At 42.2% G+C, this 18,048-nt stretch carries 18 protein-coding genes; 17 read left to right on the forward strand and 1 reads right to left on the reverse strand.

Going from position 1 to position 18,048, the window contains the following annotated elements:
- Nucleotides 1–3: 3 nt before the first annotated feature.
- The 15 genes from miaA (at nucleotide 4) to H8S37_RS02490 (ending at nucleotide 15,445) form a co-directional block, all read left to right on the forward strand.
- On the forward strand, nucleotides 4–969 hold the full coding sequence (gene miaA / locus H8S37_RS02420; RefSeq protein WP_186874456.1) for a tRNA (adenosine(37)-N6)-dimethylallyltransferase MiaA: 966 nt from the start codon (nucleotides 4–6) through the stop codon (nucleotides 967–969).
- A gap of 7 nt (nucleotides 970–976) precedes the next feature.
- On the forward strand, nucleotides 977–2,284 hold the full coding sequence (locus tag H8S37_RS02425; protein WP_186874457.1) for a methionine gamma-lyase family protein: 1,308 nt from the start codon (nucleotides 977–979) through the stop codon (nucleotides 2,282–2,284).
- Nucleotides 2,281–3,501 (forward strand): BaiN/RdsA family NAD(P)/FAD-dependent oxidoreductase, encoded by a 1,221-nt coding sequence (locus H8S37_RS02430; RefSeq protein WP_186874458.1) that lies wholly within the window; start codon nucleotides 2,281–2,283, stop codon nucleotides 3,499–3,501. Before H8S37_RS02425 ends, H8S37_RS02430 begins: the two co-directional genes overlap by 4 nt.
- Nucleotides 3,494–5,071 carry an NAD(P)/FAD-dependent oxidoreductase gene (locus tag H8S37_RS02435; RefSeq protein WP_186874459.1) on the forward strand — a complete coding sequence of 526 codons (1,578 nt, stop codon included), beginning with the start codon at nucleotides 3,494–3,496 and terminating at the stop codon, nucleotides 5,069–5,071. Before H8S37_RS02430 ends, H8S37_RS02435 begins: the two co-directional genes overlap by 8 nt.
- Nucleotides 5,072–5,147: 76 nt before the next feature.
- Nucleotides 5,148–5,843 (forward strand): RadC family protein, encoded by a 696-nt coding sequence (gene radC, locus H8S37_RS02440; RefSeq protein WP_186874460.1) that lies wholly within the window; start codon nucleotides 5,148–5,150, stop codon nucleotides 5,841–5,843.
- Between the two features lie 21 nt (nucleotides 5,844–5,864).
- Nucleotides 5,865–6,884 (forward strand): rod shape-determining protein, encoded by a 1,020-nt coding sequence (gene mreB, locus H8S37_RS02445; protein WP_186874461.1) that lies wholly within the window; start codon nucleotides 5,865–5,867, stop codon nucleotides 6,882–6,884.
- A gap of 2 nt (nucleotides 6,885–6,886) precedes the next feature.
- Nucleotides 6,887–7,750, forward strand: coding sequence for a rod shape-determining protein MreC (gene mreC / locus H8S37_RS02450; RefSeq protein ID WP_186874462.1), 864 nt, complete (start codon nucleotides 6,887–6,889; stop codon nucleotides 7,748–7,750).
- Nucleotides 7,751–7,764: 14 nt separating this feature from the next.
- A complete protein-coding gene (mreD, locus tag H8S37_RS02455; protein ID WP_186874463.1) occupies nucleotides 7,765–8,298 on the forward strand; it encodes a rod shape-determining protein MreD in 534 nt (177 codons plus the stop codon).
- A gap of 28 nt (nucleotides 8,299–8,326) precedes the next feature.
- Complete coding sequence (locus tag H8S37_RS02460) at nucleotides 8,327–11,167, forward strand: penicillin-binding transpeptidase domain-containing protein (RefSeq protein WP_186875743.1); 2,841 nt, start codon at nucleotides 8,327–8,329, stop codon at nucleotides 11,165–11,167.
- Nucleotides 11,168–11,187: 20 nt separating this feature from the next.
- Complete coding sequence (locus tag H8S37_RS02465) at nucleotides 11,188–11,832, forward strand: septum site-determining protein MinC (RefSeq protein ID WP_186874464.1); 645 nt, start codon at nucleotides 11,188–11,190, stop codon at nucleotides 11,830–11,832.
- Nucleotides 11,833–11,867: 35 nt separating this feature from the next.
- Complete coding sequence (minD, locus tag H8S37_RS02470) at nucleotides 11,868–12,659, forward strand: septum site-determining protein MinD (protein ID WP_186874465.1); 792 nt, start codon at nucleotides 11,868–11,870, stop codon at nucleotides 12,657–12,659.
- 10 nt (nucleotides 12,660–12,669) lie between these two features.
- Nucleotides 12,670–12,879, forward strand: coding sequence for a cell division topological specificity factor MinE (locus H8S37_RS02475; protein WP_186874466.1), 210 nt, complete (start codon nucleotides 12,670–12,672; stop codon nucleotides 12,877–12,879).
- A gap of 23 nt (nucleotides 12,880–12,902) precedes the next feature.
- Complete coding sequence (locus tag H8S37_RS02480; protein ID WP_186875744.1) at nucleotides 12,903–14,012, forward strand: FtsW/RodA/SpoVE family cell cycle protein; 1,110 nt, start codon at nucleotides 12,903–12,905, stop codon at nucleotides 14,010–14,012.
- Between the two features lie 16 nt (nucleotides 14,013–14,028).
- Nucleotides 14,029–14,424 carry a methylglyoxal synthase gene (locus tag H8S37_RS02485; RefSeq protein ID WP_059070455.1) on the forward strand — a complete coding sequence of 132 codons (396 nt, stop codon included), beginning with the start codon at nucleotides 14,029–14,031 and terminating at the stop codon, nucleotides 14,422–14,424.
- A complete protein-coding gene (locus H8S37_RS02490; RefSeq protein WP_186874467.1) occupies nucleotides 14,408–15,445 on the forward strand; it encodes a D-alanyl-D-alanine carboxypeptidase family protein in 1,038 nt (345 codons plus the stop codon). Before H8S37_RS02485 ends, H8S37_RS02490 begins: the two co-directional genes overlap by 17 nt.
- Nucleotides 15,446–15,509: 64 nt before the next feature.
- Here H8S37_RS02490 and H8S37_RS02495 read toward each other — a convergent pair whose 3' ends face one another.
- Nucleotides 15,510–15,716, reverse strand: coding sequence for a DUF378 domain-containing protein (locus H8S37_RS02495; protein ID WP_186874468.1), 207 nt, complete (start codon nucleotides 15,714–15,716; stop codon nucleotides 15,510–15,512).
- Between the two features lie 161 nt (nucleotides 15,717–15,877).
- Here H8S37_RS02495 and H8S37_RS02500 point away from each other — a divergent pair, with 161 nt between their 5' ends.
- Both H8S37_RS02500 and H8S37_RS02505 read left to right on the forward strand, forming a co-directional pair.
- On the forward strand, nucleotides 15,878–17,266 hold the full coding sequence (locus H8S37_RS02500; RefSeq protein ID WP_186874469.1) for an HlyD family efflux transporter periplasmic adaptor subunit: 1,389 nt from the start codon (nucleotides 15,878–15,880) through the stop codon (nucleotides 17,264–17,266).
- Between the two features lie 20 nt (nucleotides 17,267–17,286).
- Nucleotides 17,287–17,985, forward strand: coding sequence for a YggS family pyridoxal phosphate-dependent enzyme (locus tag H8S37_RS02505; RefSeq protein ID WP_186874470.1), 699 nt, complete (start codon nucleotides 17,287–17,289; stop codon nucleotides 17,983–17,985).
- The last annotated feature ends 63 nt before the right edge of the window (nucleotides 17,986–18,048 follow it).

The following is an 18,048-nucleotide window of genomic DNA, read 5'->3' on the forward strand; positions in this document are numbered from 1 at the left end:
AATATGTGTACAAAGAAACCATTGATTATACTGACTGGCCCGACAGCGGTGGGAAAGACACAAATCTCTATAAGGCTTGCAAAATGCATAGGCGGTGAGATTATATCCGCAGACTCTATGCAGGTATACCGCCATATGGATATTGGTTCGGCAAAAATTAAGCCGGAGGAGATGGAAGGGATTCCACATCATCTCATTGATGTGCTGGAACCAGATGAAGAGTTTAATGTAGTGGCTTTTCAAAATATGGCAAAGCATGCAATGGATGTGATTTATGAGAAAGGGAAAATTCCGATTATTGTAGGCGGAACCGGATTTTATATCCAAGCGCTGCTCTATGATATTGATTTTTCCAAAGAGCAGGGTGACAGGACATACAGAAAAGCGCTTGAAAGGCAGGCCCAAGAGAAAGGAAGCGCCTGGCTGCACAGTATGTTGTATAAGCTCGACGAAAAAGCGGCAGAGGAAATTCATCCAAACAATACAAAGCGTATTATCCGCGCATTGGAATACTATCATCTGACCGGCCAAAAAATATCGGAGCATAATGCACGTGAACGCGCAAAATGTTCTCCTTATCTTTCGGCCTATTTTGTGTTAAACGATGAACGCCGGCAGCTTTATGAACGCATTGACAGACGGGTAGATAAGATGATGGAAGAAGGGCTTTTAGATGAGGTCAGAAAATTAAAAGCGATGGGAATGTATGAAAAGATGGTTTCTATGCAGGGATTAGGGTATAAGGAACTGCTTGCCTTTCTGGACGGCAGGCTTTCCCTTGAGGAAGCAGTGTACATTATCAAACGGGACACACGTCATTTTGCGAAGCGGCAGATTACATGGTTTAAAAGGGAACGGGACGTTATCTGGCTTAACAGACAGGATTTTGCAGGGGATGAAGCGGCGATTCTGGAAAAAATGCTTTTCATTTTAAAAGAGAAAAAAATACAATTGGGCAAAAAGGAATGAAAGAAAAATGACAGAGATGGAAACAATATACAAAAAGCTTGGTATCTCCAGAGAGGTATGGGAATTTGGAGAAATAATAGAAAAAAGTTTAGAACCCCGCTTCCGCGAATTCGACCGGACTGCGGAATACAATCAATTGAAAGTACTGTATGCGATGCAGGAAAACAAAGTAAGTGAAGCCTGCTTTAACCATACAAGCGGTTATGGCTACAATGACATAGGCAGAGATACATTGGAGGCTGTCTATGCCAGTACCTTCCATACAGAAGCAGCTCTGGTGCGTCCGCAGATTACTTGCGGTACCCATGCCCTTGCAATTGCGCTGGCGGCAAGCTTGCGTCCCGGTGATGAATTGCTGTCCCCAGCGGGGAAGCCTTATGACACATTAGAAGAGGTGATCGGGATTCGTCCGTCCAAAGGTTCGCTCGCAGAATATGGCATCACATACCGGCAGGTAGAGCTTTTAGAAAACGGATATTTTGATTATCCTGCAATTGAAAAAGCATTGAATACACATACGAAGCTCGTAACCATCCAGCGTTCAAAAGGCTACCAGACACGCCCCAGCTATTCCGTGGAGCAGATTGGGGAATTGATCTCCTTTATCAAAGAACGGCGTCCAGATGTCATCTGTATGGTAGACAACTGTTACGGAGAATTTGTAGAACGTACAGAGCCAAGTGATGTGGGCGCAGACATGATCGTAGGCTCTCTGATAAAAAATCCAGGCGGGGGACTTGCGCCAATCGGCGGCTATATCGCAGGAAAAGAAAGCTTGATCGAAAACTGTGCTTACCGTCTGACCTCACCAGGTCTGGGAAAAGAAGTGGGCGCGACTCTCGGAGTGATGAACGCCTTTTTCCAAGGCTTTTTTCTGGCTCCTACAGTGACCTGCAGCGCTCTCAAAGGGGCAGTATTTGCAGCGAATATTTATGAAAAATTAGGATTTCCTGTCGTACCAGACAGTCGGGAGTCCCGACATGACATTATCCAGGCAGTAGAGCTTGGTACGCCGGAAAGAGTCATTGCCTTCTGCAAAGGGATTCAGGCGGCAGCTCCGGTGGATAGTTATGTAAGTCCGGAGCCCTGGGCAATGCCAGGATACGATAGTGATGTGATTATGGCGTCGGGGGCATTTGTACAAGGGTCTTCTATCGAGCTGAGTGCAGACGGCCCTATTAAACCTCCTTATGCAGTATATTTCCAGGGAGGACTTACCTGGTACCATGCAAAACTGGGGATACTAAAGTCTGTGCAGGCATTGATAGATGCGGGAGGTCTCTGCTTGAATAAAAAAGAAGGAGAAATCATATGAAAATCGCAGTGATCGGAGGCGGAGCATCTGGAATGATGGCGGCGGTAGCAGCAGCCGCACAAGGAGCGCAAATTTTACTGATCGAGCAGAAGGAACGAATTGGAAAGAAGCTTTTGTCTACAGGAAATGGCAGATGTAATTTTACAAATTTAGATCAAGAGCCAATCTATTATCATTCGGAAAATATAGCGTTTCCCTGGCATATCATAGAAAAGTTCAATGCGCAGGATGCGAGCTCCTTCTTTCTTAAGTTGGGCGTGTATTCCAGAAATCGGAATGGGTATCTCTATCCGAATTCCAATCAGGCCAGCGCAGTTTTAGAAGCATTTCGGATGGAATTAGAAAGACTGCATGTAGACATTTTGACAGAGACAAAATGTCTGGATATTCTGCCCGGGAAAAAGCAGTTCCAAATTCAGACAACAAAAGGGAAGCTTTTTGCAGACAGAGTGATTCTGGCAGCCGGTTCCAAAGCTGCGCCCTTCACTGGTTCCGACGGTTCTGGCTATACACTGGCGAAAAAGCTTGGACACCGTATTGTACCGGTTCTTCCGGCCCTGGTGCAGCTGCACTGTAAAGAGCCCTTTTTTAAAAGCCTCTCTGGTGTCAGGGCACAGGGAAAAGTAAGTCTCTATGAAAATGGAACTTGTGTGGCACAGGAAACTGGGGAGATCCAGTTTACCAATTATGGTATCTCCGGTATTCCGGTATTTCAGATCAGTCGCTATGCCTCTGATGCACTGTATCGGGGACAGGAGGTAAAAGCAGTATTAAATTTTATGCCGGATTTTTCACAGGAGATGTTTACAACCTTTTTAAAAGCGCGTATTTCCATGCGTCCTGCAAAGACGACAGAGCAATTCTTTATTGGATTGTTTCATAAAAAGCTGGCAGAGCTTTGGGTGAAGCTAAGTGGTATCTCCCGTACAAAACAGGTAGGTCAGTGGACAACAGAGGATATAGAGCTATTTGTAAACCTGATTTTAAATTTTACTGTGACTGTTACAAAGACGAATGGATTTGAACAGGCGCAAGTGTGCGCAGGCGGCGTGGATACAAGGGAGGTAAACCCTGATACGCTGGAATCCCTGTATGTGCCAGGCCTGTACTTTACAGGGGAGCTTCTGGATGTAGACGGTGCCACAGGAGGATATAATCTTCAATTCTGCTGGTCAAGCGGGCATATTGCAGGAAGGGAGGCTTCGAAAGGTGCTTAGAATCAATCAGCTAAAAGTAAAGGAAAACCACTGTCTTAAAGATATTCAGGACAAACTGCTCCGGGTACTCTCCATTGCTCCCGATGAGCTTATCGATTTTACAATTCGAAAAAAATCTCTGGACGCGCGAAAGAAACCAGAGCTTTTCTTTGTATACACAGTGGATTTCTCTGTCAAAAGAGAAGAACTGCTCCTGCGGAGAATGAAAGGAAGGGTACAAAGAGTTGCCGATGTAAAATATGCCCTTCCTACAAAAGGAAGCATCCCGTTTTCTTCCCGCCCCGTCGTGACCGGCAGCGGCCCTGCGGGGTTATTTTGCGCTTATCTGCTGGCACAGGCAGGGGCTGCGCCTCTTGTAATCGAAAGAGGAGGCAGTATAGAAGAACGAAAAGCAGAGGTGGAACGTTTCTGGAAAAACGGCATTTTAAATCCAAATTGTAATGTGCAGTTTGGAGAAGGGGGCGCGGGTACCTTTTCAGATGGAAAATTAAATACACTTGTAAAAGATGCTTCCGGCAGAAACCGCTATGTCCTGGAAACCTTTGTAAAGTTTGGTGCGCCGGCAGAGATTCTATACGAGCAAAAACCGCACATCGGCACAGATATACTTGCAGAGGTCATACAAAATATGCGAAAGGAAATCATCGCATTAGGAGGCGAAGTGCTGTTTCACCATCAACTGACAGAGATTGACGAAAAGCAAAAGCGGATTCAGATAAATCATAAGGAGTGGATAGATACGGATGTACTTGTTTTGGCGTTGGGACACAGTGCCAGAGATACATTTTCCATGCTTTATGAGCATCAGCTTTCTATGGAGGCGAAAGCGTTTGCAGTAGGGGTACGTATCGAGCATCCTCAAAGATGGATTGACAAATCACAGTATGGCAGGGAGGACAGAAAAAGACTTCCTGCGGCTTCCTATAAACTGGCGGAAAAATTGGAGAATGGACGCGGTGTCTATACCTTTTGTATGTGTCCGGGTGGTTATGTAGTCAACGCCTCCTCTGAGGAGGGATACCTGGCCGTCAATGGAATGAGTTACCATGGACGTTCAGGGGAGAATGCAAACAGCGCTGTCATTGTAACTGTGACACCGGAGGATTTTAAAAGTTCCCATCCTTTGGCAGGCATTGAGTTTCAGCGTACATTAGAAAAGAATGCTTGGAATGCAGGCAGGGGAAAAGTACCGGTTCAAAGACTGGAGGATTTTAAATTTGACCGCGTAAGTACCACCTTTGGAGTATGCCGCCCCAATATCAAGGGTGCGTATAGTCTTGCGAATGTCCGGCAGATTTTTCCACCTGTACTTGCCCTGTCTCTCGAACAGGGAATACAAAAAATGGACAAAAGAATCCATAGATTCGCCGATGCGGATGCTCTTATATCCGGTGTAGAGAGTCGTACCTCTTCTCCGATACGTATTGTAAGAAATGAAAATTTTACAGGCAGTATTCCATGGATTTATCCATGCGGAGAGGGGGCTGGATATGCCGGAGGCATTACATCCGCGGCAATGGATGGAATCAAGACGGCAGAAGCGATCTTAGCATTCTTCACAAAAAATTAAGAATGGAAACCTATACATGATTTTTAAATTGTGCTAAAATAAATCATTGTATTGTGTCATCACAGCAGAAAGAGGAATGAAAAGCACAAATACAATCAAAGAAATGTACTTAGAAGAACGTCCATATGAAAAATGTGAACAGTTTGGGGCAGGTAATCTGACAGATGTAGAATTACTTGCTGTTTTGTTACGTACAGGTACAAGGGGAGAAAATTCGATTCAGCTGGCGGAGAAGATTCTGCATCCTGTTTTTGCTCAGGATGGTATCTTAAATATTCATCAATGGTCTATGGAGCAGCTCATGCGGCTTAAAGGGATCGGCAAGGTAAAGGCAATTCAGATTCTATGCCTGTCGGAGCTTGCCAAACGTCTCGCAAAAGCGTCTGCATATACCGGTTTAAATTTTTCTACTCCTGCGTCAATTGCGCAATACTATATGGAAGATATGCGCCATTTAAAACAGGAGATAATAAAGCTTCTGTTGTTGAATACGAAAACCAGACTTATCGGGGAAAGCAATATTTCTAAGGGCACTATCAACGCATCCATTGTCTCTCCGCGCGAGCTTTTTGTAGAAGCCCTGCAGAAAAATGCCGTATCGATCATTTTGCTGCACAATCATCCCAGTGGAGATCCTACGCCGAGTAAGGAGGATATCCTGATAACAAGAAGAGTTCGGGATGCAGGGGAGTTAATAGGAATTGAACTGTTAGATCACATTGTTATCGGAAATAATTGTTTTACCAGCTTAAGAGAGAAAGGATTTATATAGAAGCTTAAAGAAGGGGTTAACATGGCAAGAAATGTCTATGGATTGGATTTAGGGACATATGAAATAAAAATATACGATAAAAAGACGGATGAAATCCGCAGAGAAAAAGATGTCATTGCCATGAAAGACAAGCGGTATATTTTCTCTGCCGGAGATGAAGCGTACGAAATGTACGAAAAGGCACCGGATAATATTCAAGTGGTATTTCCTATGAAAAATGGGGTAATCGCGCATTTCGACGACATGCAGTATCTTCTCGAGAGCCTTCTGAAAAAGGAGCACCAGTTTGCACGTTCCGAATATCTTGTCGCTGTTCCAACGGATGTAACAGAGGTAGAAAAAAGAGCCTTTTACGATCTTGTTTTCCATTCGGCGGCAAAGGCGAAATCCGTAAAAATCGTAGAACGCGGAATTGCAGATGCCGTCGGCTTTGGCGCGGATATCTGGAAAGAAAAGGGAATGATGATCGCAAATTTTGGAGGAGGAACAACAGAAATTTCTGTACTTTCAAACGGTGGTATGGTCTTAAACCGTCTCATAAAAATAGGGGGAGAGCATTTTGATCTGGCTGTTTTAAATCAGGTTCGTCATCACCGAGATTTCCTGATTGGAAGACTGACGGCAGAACGTCTGCGCAGAGAATTTGGTGTGTTTGACCAGGCGACAGACGCCTCCCTTACTGTTTCTGGAAGAGATCTCGTGCATGGAGTGCCGCAGGAAAAAAGTATTTCGATAGGACTTGTAAGAGCTGCTATGAAAGAGCCGCTGGAAGAATGTGTAGAAGCGATCCGGTCTATGTTTGACAGGACACCTCCCGATGTGCGCAGAGGAATTGAAGATAACGGTATCTATCTGACAGGAGGACTTGCAAACTTAAGAGGACTTTCTACATACTTAAAAGAAAGTACCGGCCTGGCTGTCACTGTCGCGAGCAATCCAGAGCTCTGTGCAGTAAGAGGACTTAAGAAAATCATATTGAACAAAGAATTTAAGAAACTTATGTATTCCATGTTGGATGAAGATTATAGGTGGTTAAGATAATTATGAAAAAGAAGAATCAGACGACCGGAACAAATAAATACTGGCTGTTGGGCCTTTCTCTTTTCTGTATCATGCTCATGCTCTTTTCTGTTTTTTCTGACAAGACAAAAGGCCCCTTCAAGGTTCTGGCAAATATCACAGTGATTCCTATGCAGCAGGGCATAAACCAGATCGGTGGATGGCTTACAGATATGAGTGAAAATTTTGAGACATTAGAGCAGGTGCGCAAGGAGAATGAGAAACTGCAGGCAAGAGTGGATGAGCTTGTCACAGAAAATAATAATCTCCAGGAAGAGAAATATGAACTGGAACGTCTCCAGGAATTATACAAGCTGGATCAAAGCTATGCGGACTACGAAAAAACTGCCGCCCATGTAATCGGAAAGGATTCTGGAAACTGGTTCAGTACTTTTACCATCGACAAGGGAAGCTCTGACGGAATCAAAAAGGATATGAATGTCATGGCTGGAAGCGGACTGGTAGGAATTGTAACCGAGGTTGGCCCTACATGGGCTACGGTACGTTCTATCATCGACGATTCCAGCAATGTAAGCGGTATGGTACTGTCTACTTCCGACCGCTGTATTGTTAATGGGGATCTTACTTTGATGAATGACGGGAAGATTCGGTTTGAGCAGATGGAGAACAATGAAAATGAAGTGGCGGTAGGAGATCAGATAGTAACTTCCTATATCAGCGATAAATATCTGCAGGGAATCTTAATCGGCTACATCAGTGAAGTGAATGTAGACTCTAATAACCTTACGCGTTCCGGTTATATTACGCCGGTTGTTGATTTCAAAAATCTACAGGAAGTTTTAGTCATTACGACAACCAAAGAAGAGCTGACAGGGGAAAGTGAATAGAAAGGGCTGTTTGCATGAAGAAAATAAAGATAAAACGAATAGGCATAACGGCGGTTTTGATTCTCGTCTGTTACCTGCTTCAATGTACGGTATTTTCCTCATTAGAGCTCGCGGGGATTAAGCCGAATCTTATGATTATACTGATTTCTTCTATAGGGTTTATGAGGGGCTCAAAAGAAGGCATGTTCGTAGGCTTCTTTTCAGGTCTGCTGATTGATATACAGTTTGGAACCATAATAGGCATGTATGCGCTGATTTATCTTCTGATAGGTTATGTGAATGGCATGTTTATGCAGATGTACTATGACGAAGACATTAAGCTGCCGTTGTTTTTGATTGCGGCAAGTGAATTCGTGTTTGGACTGATTGTCTATTTTCTGATGTTTATGCTGCGCAGTGAGTTCTATTTCTGGTTTTATCTGAACCATATTATTATTCCGGAACTCATCTACACGATTGTAATAACCCTTGGTTTATATCCTCTGATTCTGTTTATCAACCACAGACTAGAAGCGGAAGAAAAAAGGAGTGCTAGTAAATTTGTTTAGAGACATTTTAGAACGAATCAAAGATGGAATGCTACAAATGTTTAAATCCAGGCTTTTTGTACTGATTTTTGTATTTTGCACGATGTCCGTTATTTTAGTGGGCAGATTGTTTTACCTTCAGATTATAAAAGGAGAGAATTACCTGGAAAATTATGAACTGACGATCCGAAAAACAAAGGAAATACCAGGGACTCGTGGAAATATCTATGATCGGAACGGAAACCTTCTCGCATACAATGAGCTGGCATATTCTGTGACGATCGAAGATACGATTACATCCAATACAGTAGCAGAGAAAAACGAAATTTTAAATGGTATATTGGATTCTGTACTAAATATCGTAGAATCTCATGGAGATTCCGTTATCAGTGATTTCGGAATTGTACTGGATTCTGCGGGAAATTATCAGTTCTCCCAGACGGACGAAACCCTCCGGCTTCGTTTTGTTGCAGATGTATACGGCCTGACTACGATTGACAAGCTGACTGAAAAACAGAAGAATCAGTCTGCCGAAGAGATTATCCATTATCTCTGTACGGATAAGGTGTATGGGTACGGGCTGGATGATGAGAAGCTGGACAAAGAGTACATCCTGAAGATGGTAAATATGCGTTATGCAATCAATCTAAATAGTTTCCAGCAGTATATGTCTACGACGCTTGCCTTTGACGTAAGTGAGGAGACGGTAGCGGCGATTATGGAGAATAAAGATTCTCTGACGGGAGTAGATGTAGAAGAGGATTCTCTGCGTCGTTATACAGACAGTAAATATTTCGCGTCCATCATCGGATATACTGGAAAGATTTCACAGGAAGAATATGACGCCCTGGATAAAAATGATAAGAAAAAATATTCTCTTTCCGATATTGTCGGAAAATCTGGACTGGAACAGACAATGGATGAGGTGCTTCAAGGAAATAAAGGAGAACGAACCTTCTATGTAGACAGTCTGGGAAAAGTAACGGAAACAGTAAGCAGTACAGATCCCGGGGCTGGAAATGATGTGTATCTTACGATTGACAAAGACCTGCAGGAAAAGACGTATCAGCTTTTAGAAGAAAAGCTTGCCGGTATTATTCTTTCTAAGCTGCATGATATGCTGGATTACGATCCAAGTACTGCTGAGGATGCCAGTGATATTATTATTCCGGTAGGAGATGCCTACAACGCATTCATTGCCAATGAAATTATCGATGAAACACATTTTGGAGCAGAGGATGCAGGTACGGTGGAAAAGGCAGTATATGCCGTTTTCGAAGAAAGAAAAAATGCTGCTATCCCGGAAATTATCAACTATATGCAGGATGCAGATGCTGCTGCCTACAACGAGCTCTCCGCAGAGATGCAGGCATATCTGGATTATATATCCATTGATGTGCTTCTGGAGGATACAGGAATTTTAATAAACGATGCCATAGATGTCAGTGATGAAACCTATCAGGCATGGACAAAGGAAGAAACGATCAATATAAATCAATACTTAAATTATGCGATTTCTAAAAACTGGATTGACACCTCCAAACTAGGTGATTATGTATCAGAGGAAAAATATTCGGATTCTGCGGAAATTTATCAGGGAATTTTAAAATTTTTACAAGATTATTTGAGTTCGGATATGAATTTCGACAAACTTCTCTATAAATATCTTATAAAATCAGGGAGTATCAGTGGTGCTCAGATCTGTGCCATTGTATATGAGCAGGGAGTTTTGTCTATGGATGAAGCAGCTTACAATGGACTGATTGACGGCAGTGTGAATGCATTTTCCTGGCTGTACGGTAAAATAGAGAATCTGGAAATCACACCAGGCGATCTGGCTTTAGAGCCGTGTACTGGTTCGGCGGTAGTCAGCGATCCAAATACAGGGGAAGTGCTTGCCTGTGTATCCTATCCAGGATATGACAATAACCGTCTCGCTAATACAATGGATTCTGAGTATTATAACAAACTGGTAACAGGACTATCCCGACCATTTTATAACAATGCAACCCAAGAACGAACTGCTCCTGGTTCTACTTACAAGATGCTTGTTTCTGTAGCAGGCCTGACAGAGGGAACTATCAATGCGGACACATTACATTTCTGTAACGGAGAATTTGAAAAAGTAACACCAAGTCCGCGATGCTGGGCCTATCCGAATGGACACGGAGACTTAAATGTAGTCGGAGCACTGGAGGTTTCCTGTAACGTGTTCTTCTATGAACTTGGATATGACATGAGTTTGGACGGGAATGGAAATTATGACAGTGACAGAGGAACGGATACATTGGCAAAATATGCAAAAGCATTCGGGTTGGGTGAGAAATCTGGTCTGGAAATTCCAGAATCTGAACCACAGATTTCAGACGAATACTCGATTCTTTCTGCAATCGGACAGGGGACTAACAACTATACTGTAAGCCAGTTAAACCGTTATGTAGCCACTGTTGCAAACCGCGGAACCGTATACGATCTGACGCTTCTCAAAAAGACTACAGATGCAGACGGAAAGCTTATCAAAGAATATGAACCTGAGGTTGTAAACACAATGGATGACATCAGTGATGAAACTTGGGATCTGGTACATCAGGGAATGATCAACATGGTTGCAAGCACTTCCAGCTTTAACGGGCTGGAGATAACTATGGCGGGAAAAACCGGTACGGCACAGCAGAGTGACATTCATCCAGACCATGCACTTTTTGTAGGGTTTGCTCCGGCAGAAGATCCGGAGATTGCAATTTCAGTCCGGATTGCCAATGGATACAATTCCGGATATACAGCTGAGATTGGCAGAGATATTGTGAAAATCAAATACGGGTTGTCCGGCTCCGATGAGTTGATTACTGGTTCCGCAGCAGAATTAGGCACGGCACTCGCAGGGGATTAGTAAAGGATGTGAGAAAATACATGGACAGACTGGTGACCATCAAAAGTAGCCGTTATGGAATGGAAATTCATTTACATTCAGAGGTGCCTTTTGACGAATTAAAAAGCGCACTGATTTTTAAACTGAAGAATTCCGCCCGTTTTTTTGAAGGTGCTCATATGGCACTTTCTCTGACGGGGCGCAAGCTTACAGAAGAGGAGGAGCATGTAATTCTTGATTTGATTTCTGAATTAACAGGAATTGACATCTTATGTATTATAGAACAAGATGAAAAGAAGGAATGGATGTACAAAAGCGTTGTAGAACAGACTCTATCCAATATTCAGAAACGGGAAGGGCAGTTTTACAGAGGAACCTTGAGTAGAAGGCAAGTATTAGAATCAGATTCCAGTATTGTGATTTTAGGAGATGTTGAGCTGGGTGCCAGGGTAGTTGCCAAAGGAAGTGTCGTAGTTGTGGGAACTCTTCAGGGGACTGTCCATGCCGGCGCTTCCGGTGATACAAGTGCTTTTGTCGTCGCACTGTCTATGCAGCCCAAACAGCTTCGCATTGGAGGGATTGAAGCGAAACGCCAGATCATTTTCCAGGAAAGTCTCTCCATAGATGGCCCCAAAATTGCAGTAGCCGAGGGAAACCATATTTATCTGGATCCACTTGTAGAGTAATCAAAGGAATAAGAAGTTGTAGGAGGAAGAAAGACATGGGCAAAGTGATTGTCATTACATCAGGAAAAGGCGGAGTCGGCAAGACGACTACGACAGCAAATATAGGAATCGGGTTATCACGTCTTGGTAAAAAAGTGATCGTAATAGATACAGATTTAGGACTTCGAAATCTGGATGTTGTTATGGGATTGGAAAACAGAATCGTATATAACCTGGTTGATGTCATAGAAGGGAGCTGCCGTCTGAAACAGGCTTTGATCAAAGACAAACGTTTTCCGGAACTATATCTGCTTCCTTCCGCACAGACGAAAGATAAAACAAGCGTCTCGCCAGAACAGATGAAAAAATTGATTGAAGATTTAAAAAATGAGTTTGACTACATCCTTCTGGACTGTCCCGCTGGAATAGAACAGGGCTTTCAAAATGCGATTGCCGGAGCAGATCGTTCCATTATCGTGACAACACCAGAAGTCTCGGCAATACGGGATGCAGATCGAATTATCGGACTTTTGGAGGCAAAAGGTATTAAGCAAAATTCTCTTTTGATCAACCGTCTGCGGGTAGATATGGTCAGAAGAGGAGATATGATGTCTGTGGAAGATGTCACAGAAATACTTGCCATTGACCTTCTGGGAGTCATACCTGATGATGAAAAGGTAGTAATTGCCACAAACCAGGGAGAACCGGTTGTCGGAGAAGATAGCCCCTCTGGACAAGCTTATGATAAAGTATGCAGAAGGCTTCTCGGAGAAGAGATACCAATTACGGACTTTTCTCATGCAGAAGGACTGCTTACCAGATTTTCTAATCTTTTTAGAAAGAATTAGGAGGTCTTACATGAGTGTGCCATCTGTTTTTGTTGCGAAAGAAAGACTGAAAAATCTGCTGAATGCAGACAGAATGCAGTGTACACCCGATGCGTGCGAGCGTTTATCTTCCGATTTATATCATACCGTATCTAAATATATGGAAATCAAACCGGAGAATTTTAACATACAGATAACACGTACAGATATACATATCAAATATACAGGAGAAAATCATTGAAATTAAAGTTATACATTCAGAACATGAAACAGAGGTATCATATAAAAGATTATAAATTCAGCCTGATTATTCTTGTGCTGATTCTGTCCGTTATTGGCATATTTATGGTTGGAAGTGCCCGTCCGGATCTTCAGACAAAGCAGATTATGGGCGTATTTATTGGAATCGGCGCTATGGTGGTGATTTCCTTTGTCGACTATAAATGGGTACTGAACTTTTATTGGATTTTATATGGTGTCAATTTGCTGCTTCTTGTGGCTGTACCATTATTCGGAGTGTCTGCAAATGGTGCAAAACGGTGGTTGGATATCGGTATTACACAGTTTCAGCCTTCGGATCTTACGAAAATCCTGATGATTTTATTTTTTGCAAGGTTTTTGTCAGACAGAGAAGCCGCAATCAATGATAAAAAGACGATTCTTCAGGGGATTGCCCTGATTCTGCCTTCTCTGTTTTTCATATATGAACAGCCGAATCTGTCTACTACGATCTGTGTCGGTGCGCTGTTCTGTGTATTGATGTTTATGGGCGGGCTTAGTTATAAGTTCATAGGTACAGTCCTGGCCATTATCGTTCCAACCGCAGCAATTTTACTCGCAGTTGTAATTCAGCCAAACCAGCCTTTTTTGAAGGACTATCAGCAGAATCGTATTCTTGCCTGGCTGGAACCAGAGAAGTATGAATCAGAGGAGGCCTACCAGCAGCTTAATTCGATAACGGCGATTGGCTCTGGACAATTAACCGGAAAAGGGTATAACAATGATTCTACAGTATCTGTAAAAAACGGAAATTTTGTTTCTGAACCTCAGACAGACTTTATTTTTGCTATAATTGGAGAAGAATTGGGATTTGTGGGTTGTTGTGTTGTCATAATTTTGTTATTATTAATAGTAATAGATTGTATTTTAATAGGCTTGCGGGCAAAAGATACGGCAGGGCGCATCATCTGTGCCGGAGTCGCCGCACTGATAGGAATACAGAGCTTTATCAATATCAGTGTGGCTACCATGATATTCCCGAACACAGGAATTTCTCTGCCCTTTGTAAGCTACGGACTGACTTCTGTTGTGTGTTTTTTTATGGGAATTGGGTTCGTCTTGAATGTCGGCTTACAGCCTAACAAATATCAATAGAGGAGAGAATGCGAATATGAACATAGGATTAGTAGCGCATGATGCGAAGAAAAAACTGATGCAAAATTTCTGTATCGCATACCGCGGAATACTGAGCAAACATTCTTTGTTTGCTACAGAGACAACGGGGGTACTGGTAGAAAGTGTGACAAATTTGAGCATCCACAAATATCTTGCAGGCCATCTGGGAGGAAAGCAGCAGCTCGGAGCACAGATAGAGCACAACGAAATGGATCTGCTTATCTTTTTCAGAGATCCGCTTACCTCACGTTCACATGAACCAGATGTCAACGACATTGTAAAATTATGTGATATGTATAATATTCCGATAGCGACAAATATTGCAACTGCGGAGGCTTTGATTCTAGCATTGGACAGAGGAGATTTAGACTGGCGTGAAATGTACAGATAAGAGCAGAAATTTAAGAAGAAGACAGAGAAGCAGACAGCGAAAGAAACGGATACGCCGGCTTCTTTTATGTATAAGTCTGGTGGTAATTCTCGTGTCTGCAGGTGTCATAGGAGTGCTGGCATACCGAGACAGCCAGAAAAATTATACCGTCGAGTATGAAAGGACAGCGTATAATCAGAAACTCTTCGAAGGAGATATGTTTGCAGAAAACCTTTGTGTTTCTGATTCGGATGTAGCCTTAGCAGGCTTTACAGACAATACCAGTCTTCATGCGGCAGGGCTGTTTGACATAAATGAGGCAAACGTTCTCTATGGGTACCATCTGTATGAAAAACTGTTTCCGGCAAGTACAACAAAGGTTATGACTGCTTATGTAGCGTTGAAATATGGAAATTTGGAAGACACCGTAACAGTCAGTGAGCATGCTGTTGATTTGGAATGGGATTCCTCTGTCTGTGGTTTACAGGCGGGAGACACATTGACTTTATACGATCTGCTTTGCGGATTGTTGCTGCAGTCAGGAAATGATGCAGGAATTGCCATTGCAGAACATGTTTCAGGAAGTGAAGAGGCTTTTGTCTCTCTGATGAATGAAGAGGCAAAAAAACTAGGAGCTACAGGGACTAATTTTACAAATCCTCATGGCCTGCAAGATGAAAATCACTATACGACTGCCTATGATTTGTATCTAATGTTTAATGCGACGGTACAAGACGAGCGATTTGTGGAAATTCTTGAGAAAACCACTTATTCTGCTTCTATTACAGGAGGAGACGGTACGGTTCGTACGCAGGAATGGACCCCGACGAATTATTATGCACTGGGAGAAGCCAAAGCCCCCGATGGTGTCCGTGTACTGGGCGGAAAGACTGGAACTACAGATGAGGCAGGTTCTTGCCTTATTCTTTACAGTGAGGACATAGAAAACCGCCCTTATATATCCATTGTTATGGGAGCAGATGAAAAGAGTATTTTATACGATGAAATGTCAGCATTACTGGCAAGGGGAATTGCGGACTGACAGGCGAATAAAAGACCCGTATCTATCTGAACGGATGTTGTTGATAGATACGGGCCTTTCTTTTTTATGATTCTGACATGCTGTGTATTCTGCCGTACAGACTGATAAGATATAGTCCGCTAAGACCTACAACCGCATATACAATCCGAGAAATCCAGCTTAGATTCCCAAAAAGGAATGCAACGAGATCAAAACGGAAAATACCTACTAAAAGCCAGTTGACTGCTCCGATAATGACAATAGTAAGGGCAGTGTTATCAAACCACTTCATGTTGTTTCCTCCTTTTTTGTATCCATACCTTCATTATTTCCACAAAAACTGGAAATATACATTTAAAAATGGTATACTTTAACGTGCGAAGCGACTATGTAAGTATTTGTATTGTATTTGAAAGGTATTATATTCATTATATTAAGGAGGAGACAATTCATTTGGCATCCAGGAAAAATAATTCCATTAATATAAAAAAATATAAAAACAGGCGCGAATGGAATGTAGGTATCATTATTTTTATCGTTGTACTGGTTTATCTGATCGTGACAGTCTTTACATATGCTACAAGTAAAAAGGTTTCTGCTTACGAGGTGCGTAAAGGAAGCATTGTAAAGGATAACTCATATACCGGCTTTGTTGTCCGCCAGGAAAGTGTTGTGTATTCTGATATAGGCGGGTATATCAGTTATTATCAGAATGAAAACAGTAAAGTAAAGGCGGGGGCATCCGTCTATGCTGTTTCCTCACAAAAGCTGACTGTTCCCACAGAAGAAAAAGCAGAGGAAGAGACAGCGGATTTAAACGAGGATATGCAGAATAATCTGATCTTTAAGATGCAGCAATTTAACGAAAATTATGATCCTCAGAAATATTCTTCTGTGTATTCTTTGAAGAATGAAATTACTACATCATTGCAGAATATAGGCAGTCAGACAAAAACCTCCCAGCTCGCGGCTGTCATAGCATCCAGCGGACAAGATGTTTCCTCTTTTCAGACATCTCAGGATGGAATCGTTGTGATGACAGTAGATGGATATGAATCTGTAACAAAAGACACGTTTACAGAAGAAAACTTTGACCGAAGCAGCTATGAGAGTATCCAATTACAGGATCAAATGCAGATAGAGGCAGGGGAGCCGGCTTATAAACTGGTCACAAGCGAAAATTGGTCTGTGATTGTTCAGCTTGATAAAGAAACAGCAGAAGAACTGAAAGAAACACAGAGCATAAAAACCAGAATCGACAAAGACAGTGAAACAATGTGGGCGGATTTTTCTGTCATAGAAAAAGATGGAAAATTTTATGGCTGCCTGGATTTTGATAATTCTATGATACGTTATGCACAGGAGCGTTATTTAAATATAGAACTCATTTTAGAGGATGAGACAGGCTTGAAAATTCCAAGGACATCTGTAGTAGAAAAAGATTTCTATGTCATTCCAGAAGAATATATTACGACTGGCGGCGACAGTTCCGACTCCGGCGTGCTGGTACAGACAGAGGGAAAAGAAGCACAGTTTAAAACCATCGATATTTATGACATTTCGGAAGAAGGAGAAGTGTATGTAAGCCTCTCCGATTTTGAAGAGGGAACGATACTCATAAAACCGGAATCCTCTGAAACATATACGATAAAGGAAAAGAAGCCCTTGAAGGGAGCATATAATATCAACCAGGGATACGCCGTATTTAAAGTAGTAGATATTCTCTGTGAAAGTGATGAATACTATATTGTGCAGGATGGAGATGCTTATGGCCTTAACAATTATGACCATATTGTGCAGGATGGAAACAGTATGAAGGAAGATGAAATTGTATTTCAATAAGAAAGGCAGGAGAAGAGACTATGTTGAAAACGCAGCTTACAGAAGTAGAAAGAAGAATTCAGGCAGCATGCAAAAGAGCAGGGCGTAAACGTGAAGAGGTTACATTGATTGCAGTGAGCAAGACAAAGCCTATAGAAGTTCTAAAAGAAGCATATGATTTAGGTGTGCGTATTTTCGGTGAAAATAAAGTGCAGGAGTTAACCGAAAAATATGAGCAACTGCCTTCAGATATTCACTGGCATATGATTGGACATTTACAGACAAATAAAGTCAAATATATTGTAGACAAGGCAGAGCTGATACATTCTGTGGATTCTCTAAAGCTGGCAGAGACTATCGAAAGGGAAGCAGAAAAGAAAAACTGTATAGCAAGGATATTGGTAGAAGTAAATGTAGCTGAGGAAGAAAGCAAGTTTGGTTTAAAAACGAGTGAAGTGATTCCATTTGTAGATAAAATTTCCAAATATCCACATATAAATGTATGCGGACTTATGACAATTGCCCCATTTGTAGAAAATCCAGAAAAAAATCGTCCTATTTTCGCGGATTTGCGGAAATTATCTGTTGACATTAGACATAAAAACGTTGATAATAGTAATGTGAGTATACTTTCTATGGGGATGACCAATGATTATGAAGTTGCGATCGAAGAAGGGGCCACTATGGTACGGGTCGGAACAGGAATCTTTGGTGCCAGAGATTACGGCATGAAAATGTAGGACAGGCTACTGGGATGAAAGTAGAAAACAAAAAAGAATGCCTGCGGAGTGGCATGAGATAGG

This window comes from Mediterraneibacter hominis (assembly GCF_014287475.1).
GTDB lineage: Bacteria > Bacillota > Clostridia > Lachnospirales > Lachnospiraceae > Mediterraneibacter > Mediterraneibacter hominis.

What these genes read in the sequence shown, in the direction of transcription:
- H8S37_RS02505 (WP_186874470.1), top strand. Translation starts at nt 17,287, where the DNA reads ATGTTGAAAACGCAGCTTACAGAAGTAGAAAGAAGAATTCAGGCAGCA.
- H8S37_RS02495 (WP_186874468.1), bottom strand. Translation starts at nt 15,716, where the DNA reads ATGAAGTGGTTTGATAACACTGCCCTTACTATTGTCATTATCGGAGCA.
- H8S37_RS02425 (WP_186874457.1), top strand. Translation starts at nt 977, where the DNA reads ATGACAGAGATGGAAACAATATACAAAAAGCTTGGTATCTCCAGAGAG.
- H8S37_RS02465 (WP_186874464.1), top strand. Translation starts at nt 11,188, where the DNA reads ATGGACAGACTGGTGACCATCAAAAGTAGCCGTTATGGAATGGAAATT.
- mreD (WP_186874463.1), top strand. Translation starts at nt 7,765, where the DNA reads ATGAAGAAAATAAAGATAAAACGAATAGGCATAACGGCGGTTTTGATT.
- H8S37_RS02480 (WP_186875744.1), top strand. Translation starts at nt 12,903, where the DNA reads ATGAAACAGAGGTATCATATAAAAGATTATAAATTCAGCCTGATTATT.
- minD (WP_186874465.1), top strand. Translation starts at nt 11,868, where the DNA reads ATGGGCAAAGTGATTGTCATTACATCAGGAAAAGGCGGAGTCGGCAAG.
- H8S37_RS02485 (WP_059070455.1), top strand. Translation starts at nt 14,029, where the DNA reads ATGAACATAGGATTAGTAGCGCATGATGCGAAGAAAAAACTGATGCAA.
- radC (WP_186874460.1), top strand. Translation starts at nt 5,148, where the DNA reads ATGAAAAGCACAAATACAATCAAAGAAATGTACTTAGAAGAACGTCCA.
- mreC (WP_186874462.1), top strand. Translation starts at nt 6,887, where the DNA reads ATGAAAAAGAAGAATCAGACGACCGGAACAAATAAATACTGGCTGTTG.
- mreB (WP_186874461.1), top strand. Translation starts at nt 5,865, where the DNA reads ATGGCAAGAAATGTCTATGGATTGGATTTAGGGACATATGAAATAAAA.
- H8S37_RS02460 (WP_186875743.1), top strand. Translation starts at nt 8,327, where the DNA reads ATGCTACAAATGTTTAAATCCAGGCTTTTTGTACTGATTTTTGTATTT.
- miaA (WP_186874456.1), top strand. Translation starts at nt 4, where the DNA reads ATGTGTACAAAGAAACCATTGATTATACTGACTGGCCCGACAGCGGTG.
- H8S37_RS02475 (WP_186874466.1), top strand. Translation starts at nt 12,670, where the DNA reads ATGAGTGTGCCATCTGTTTTTGTTGCGAAAGAAAGACTGAAAAATCTG.
- H8S37_RS02430 (WP_186874458.1), top strand. Translation starts at nt 2,281, where the DNA reads ATGAAAATCGCAGTGATCGGAGGCGGAGCATCTGGAATGATGGCGGCG.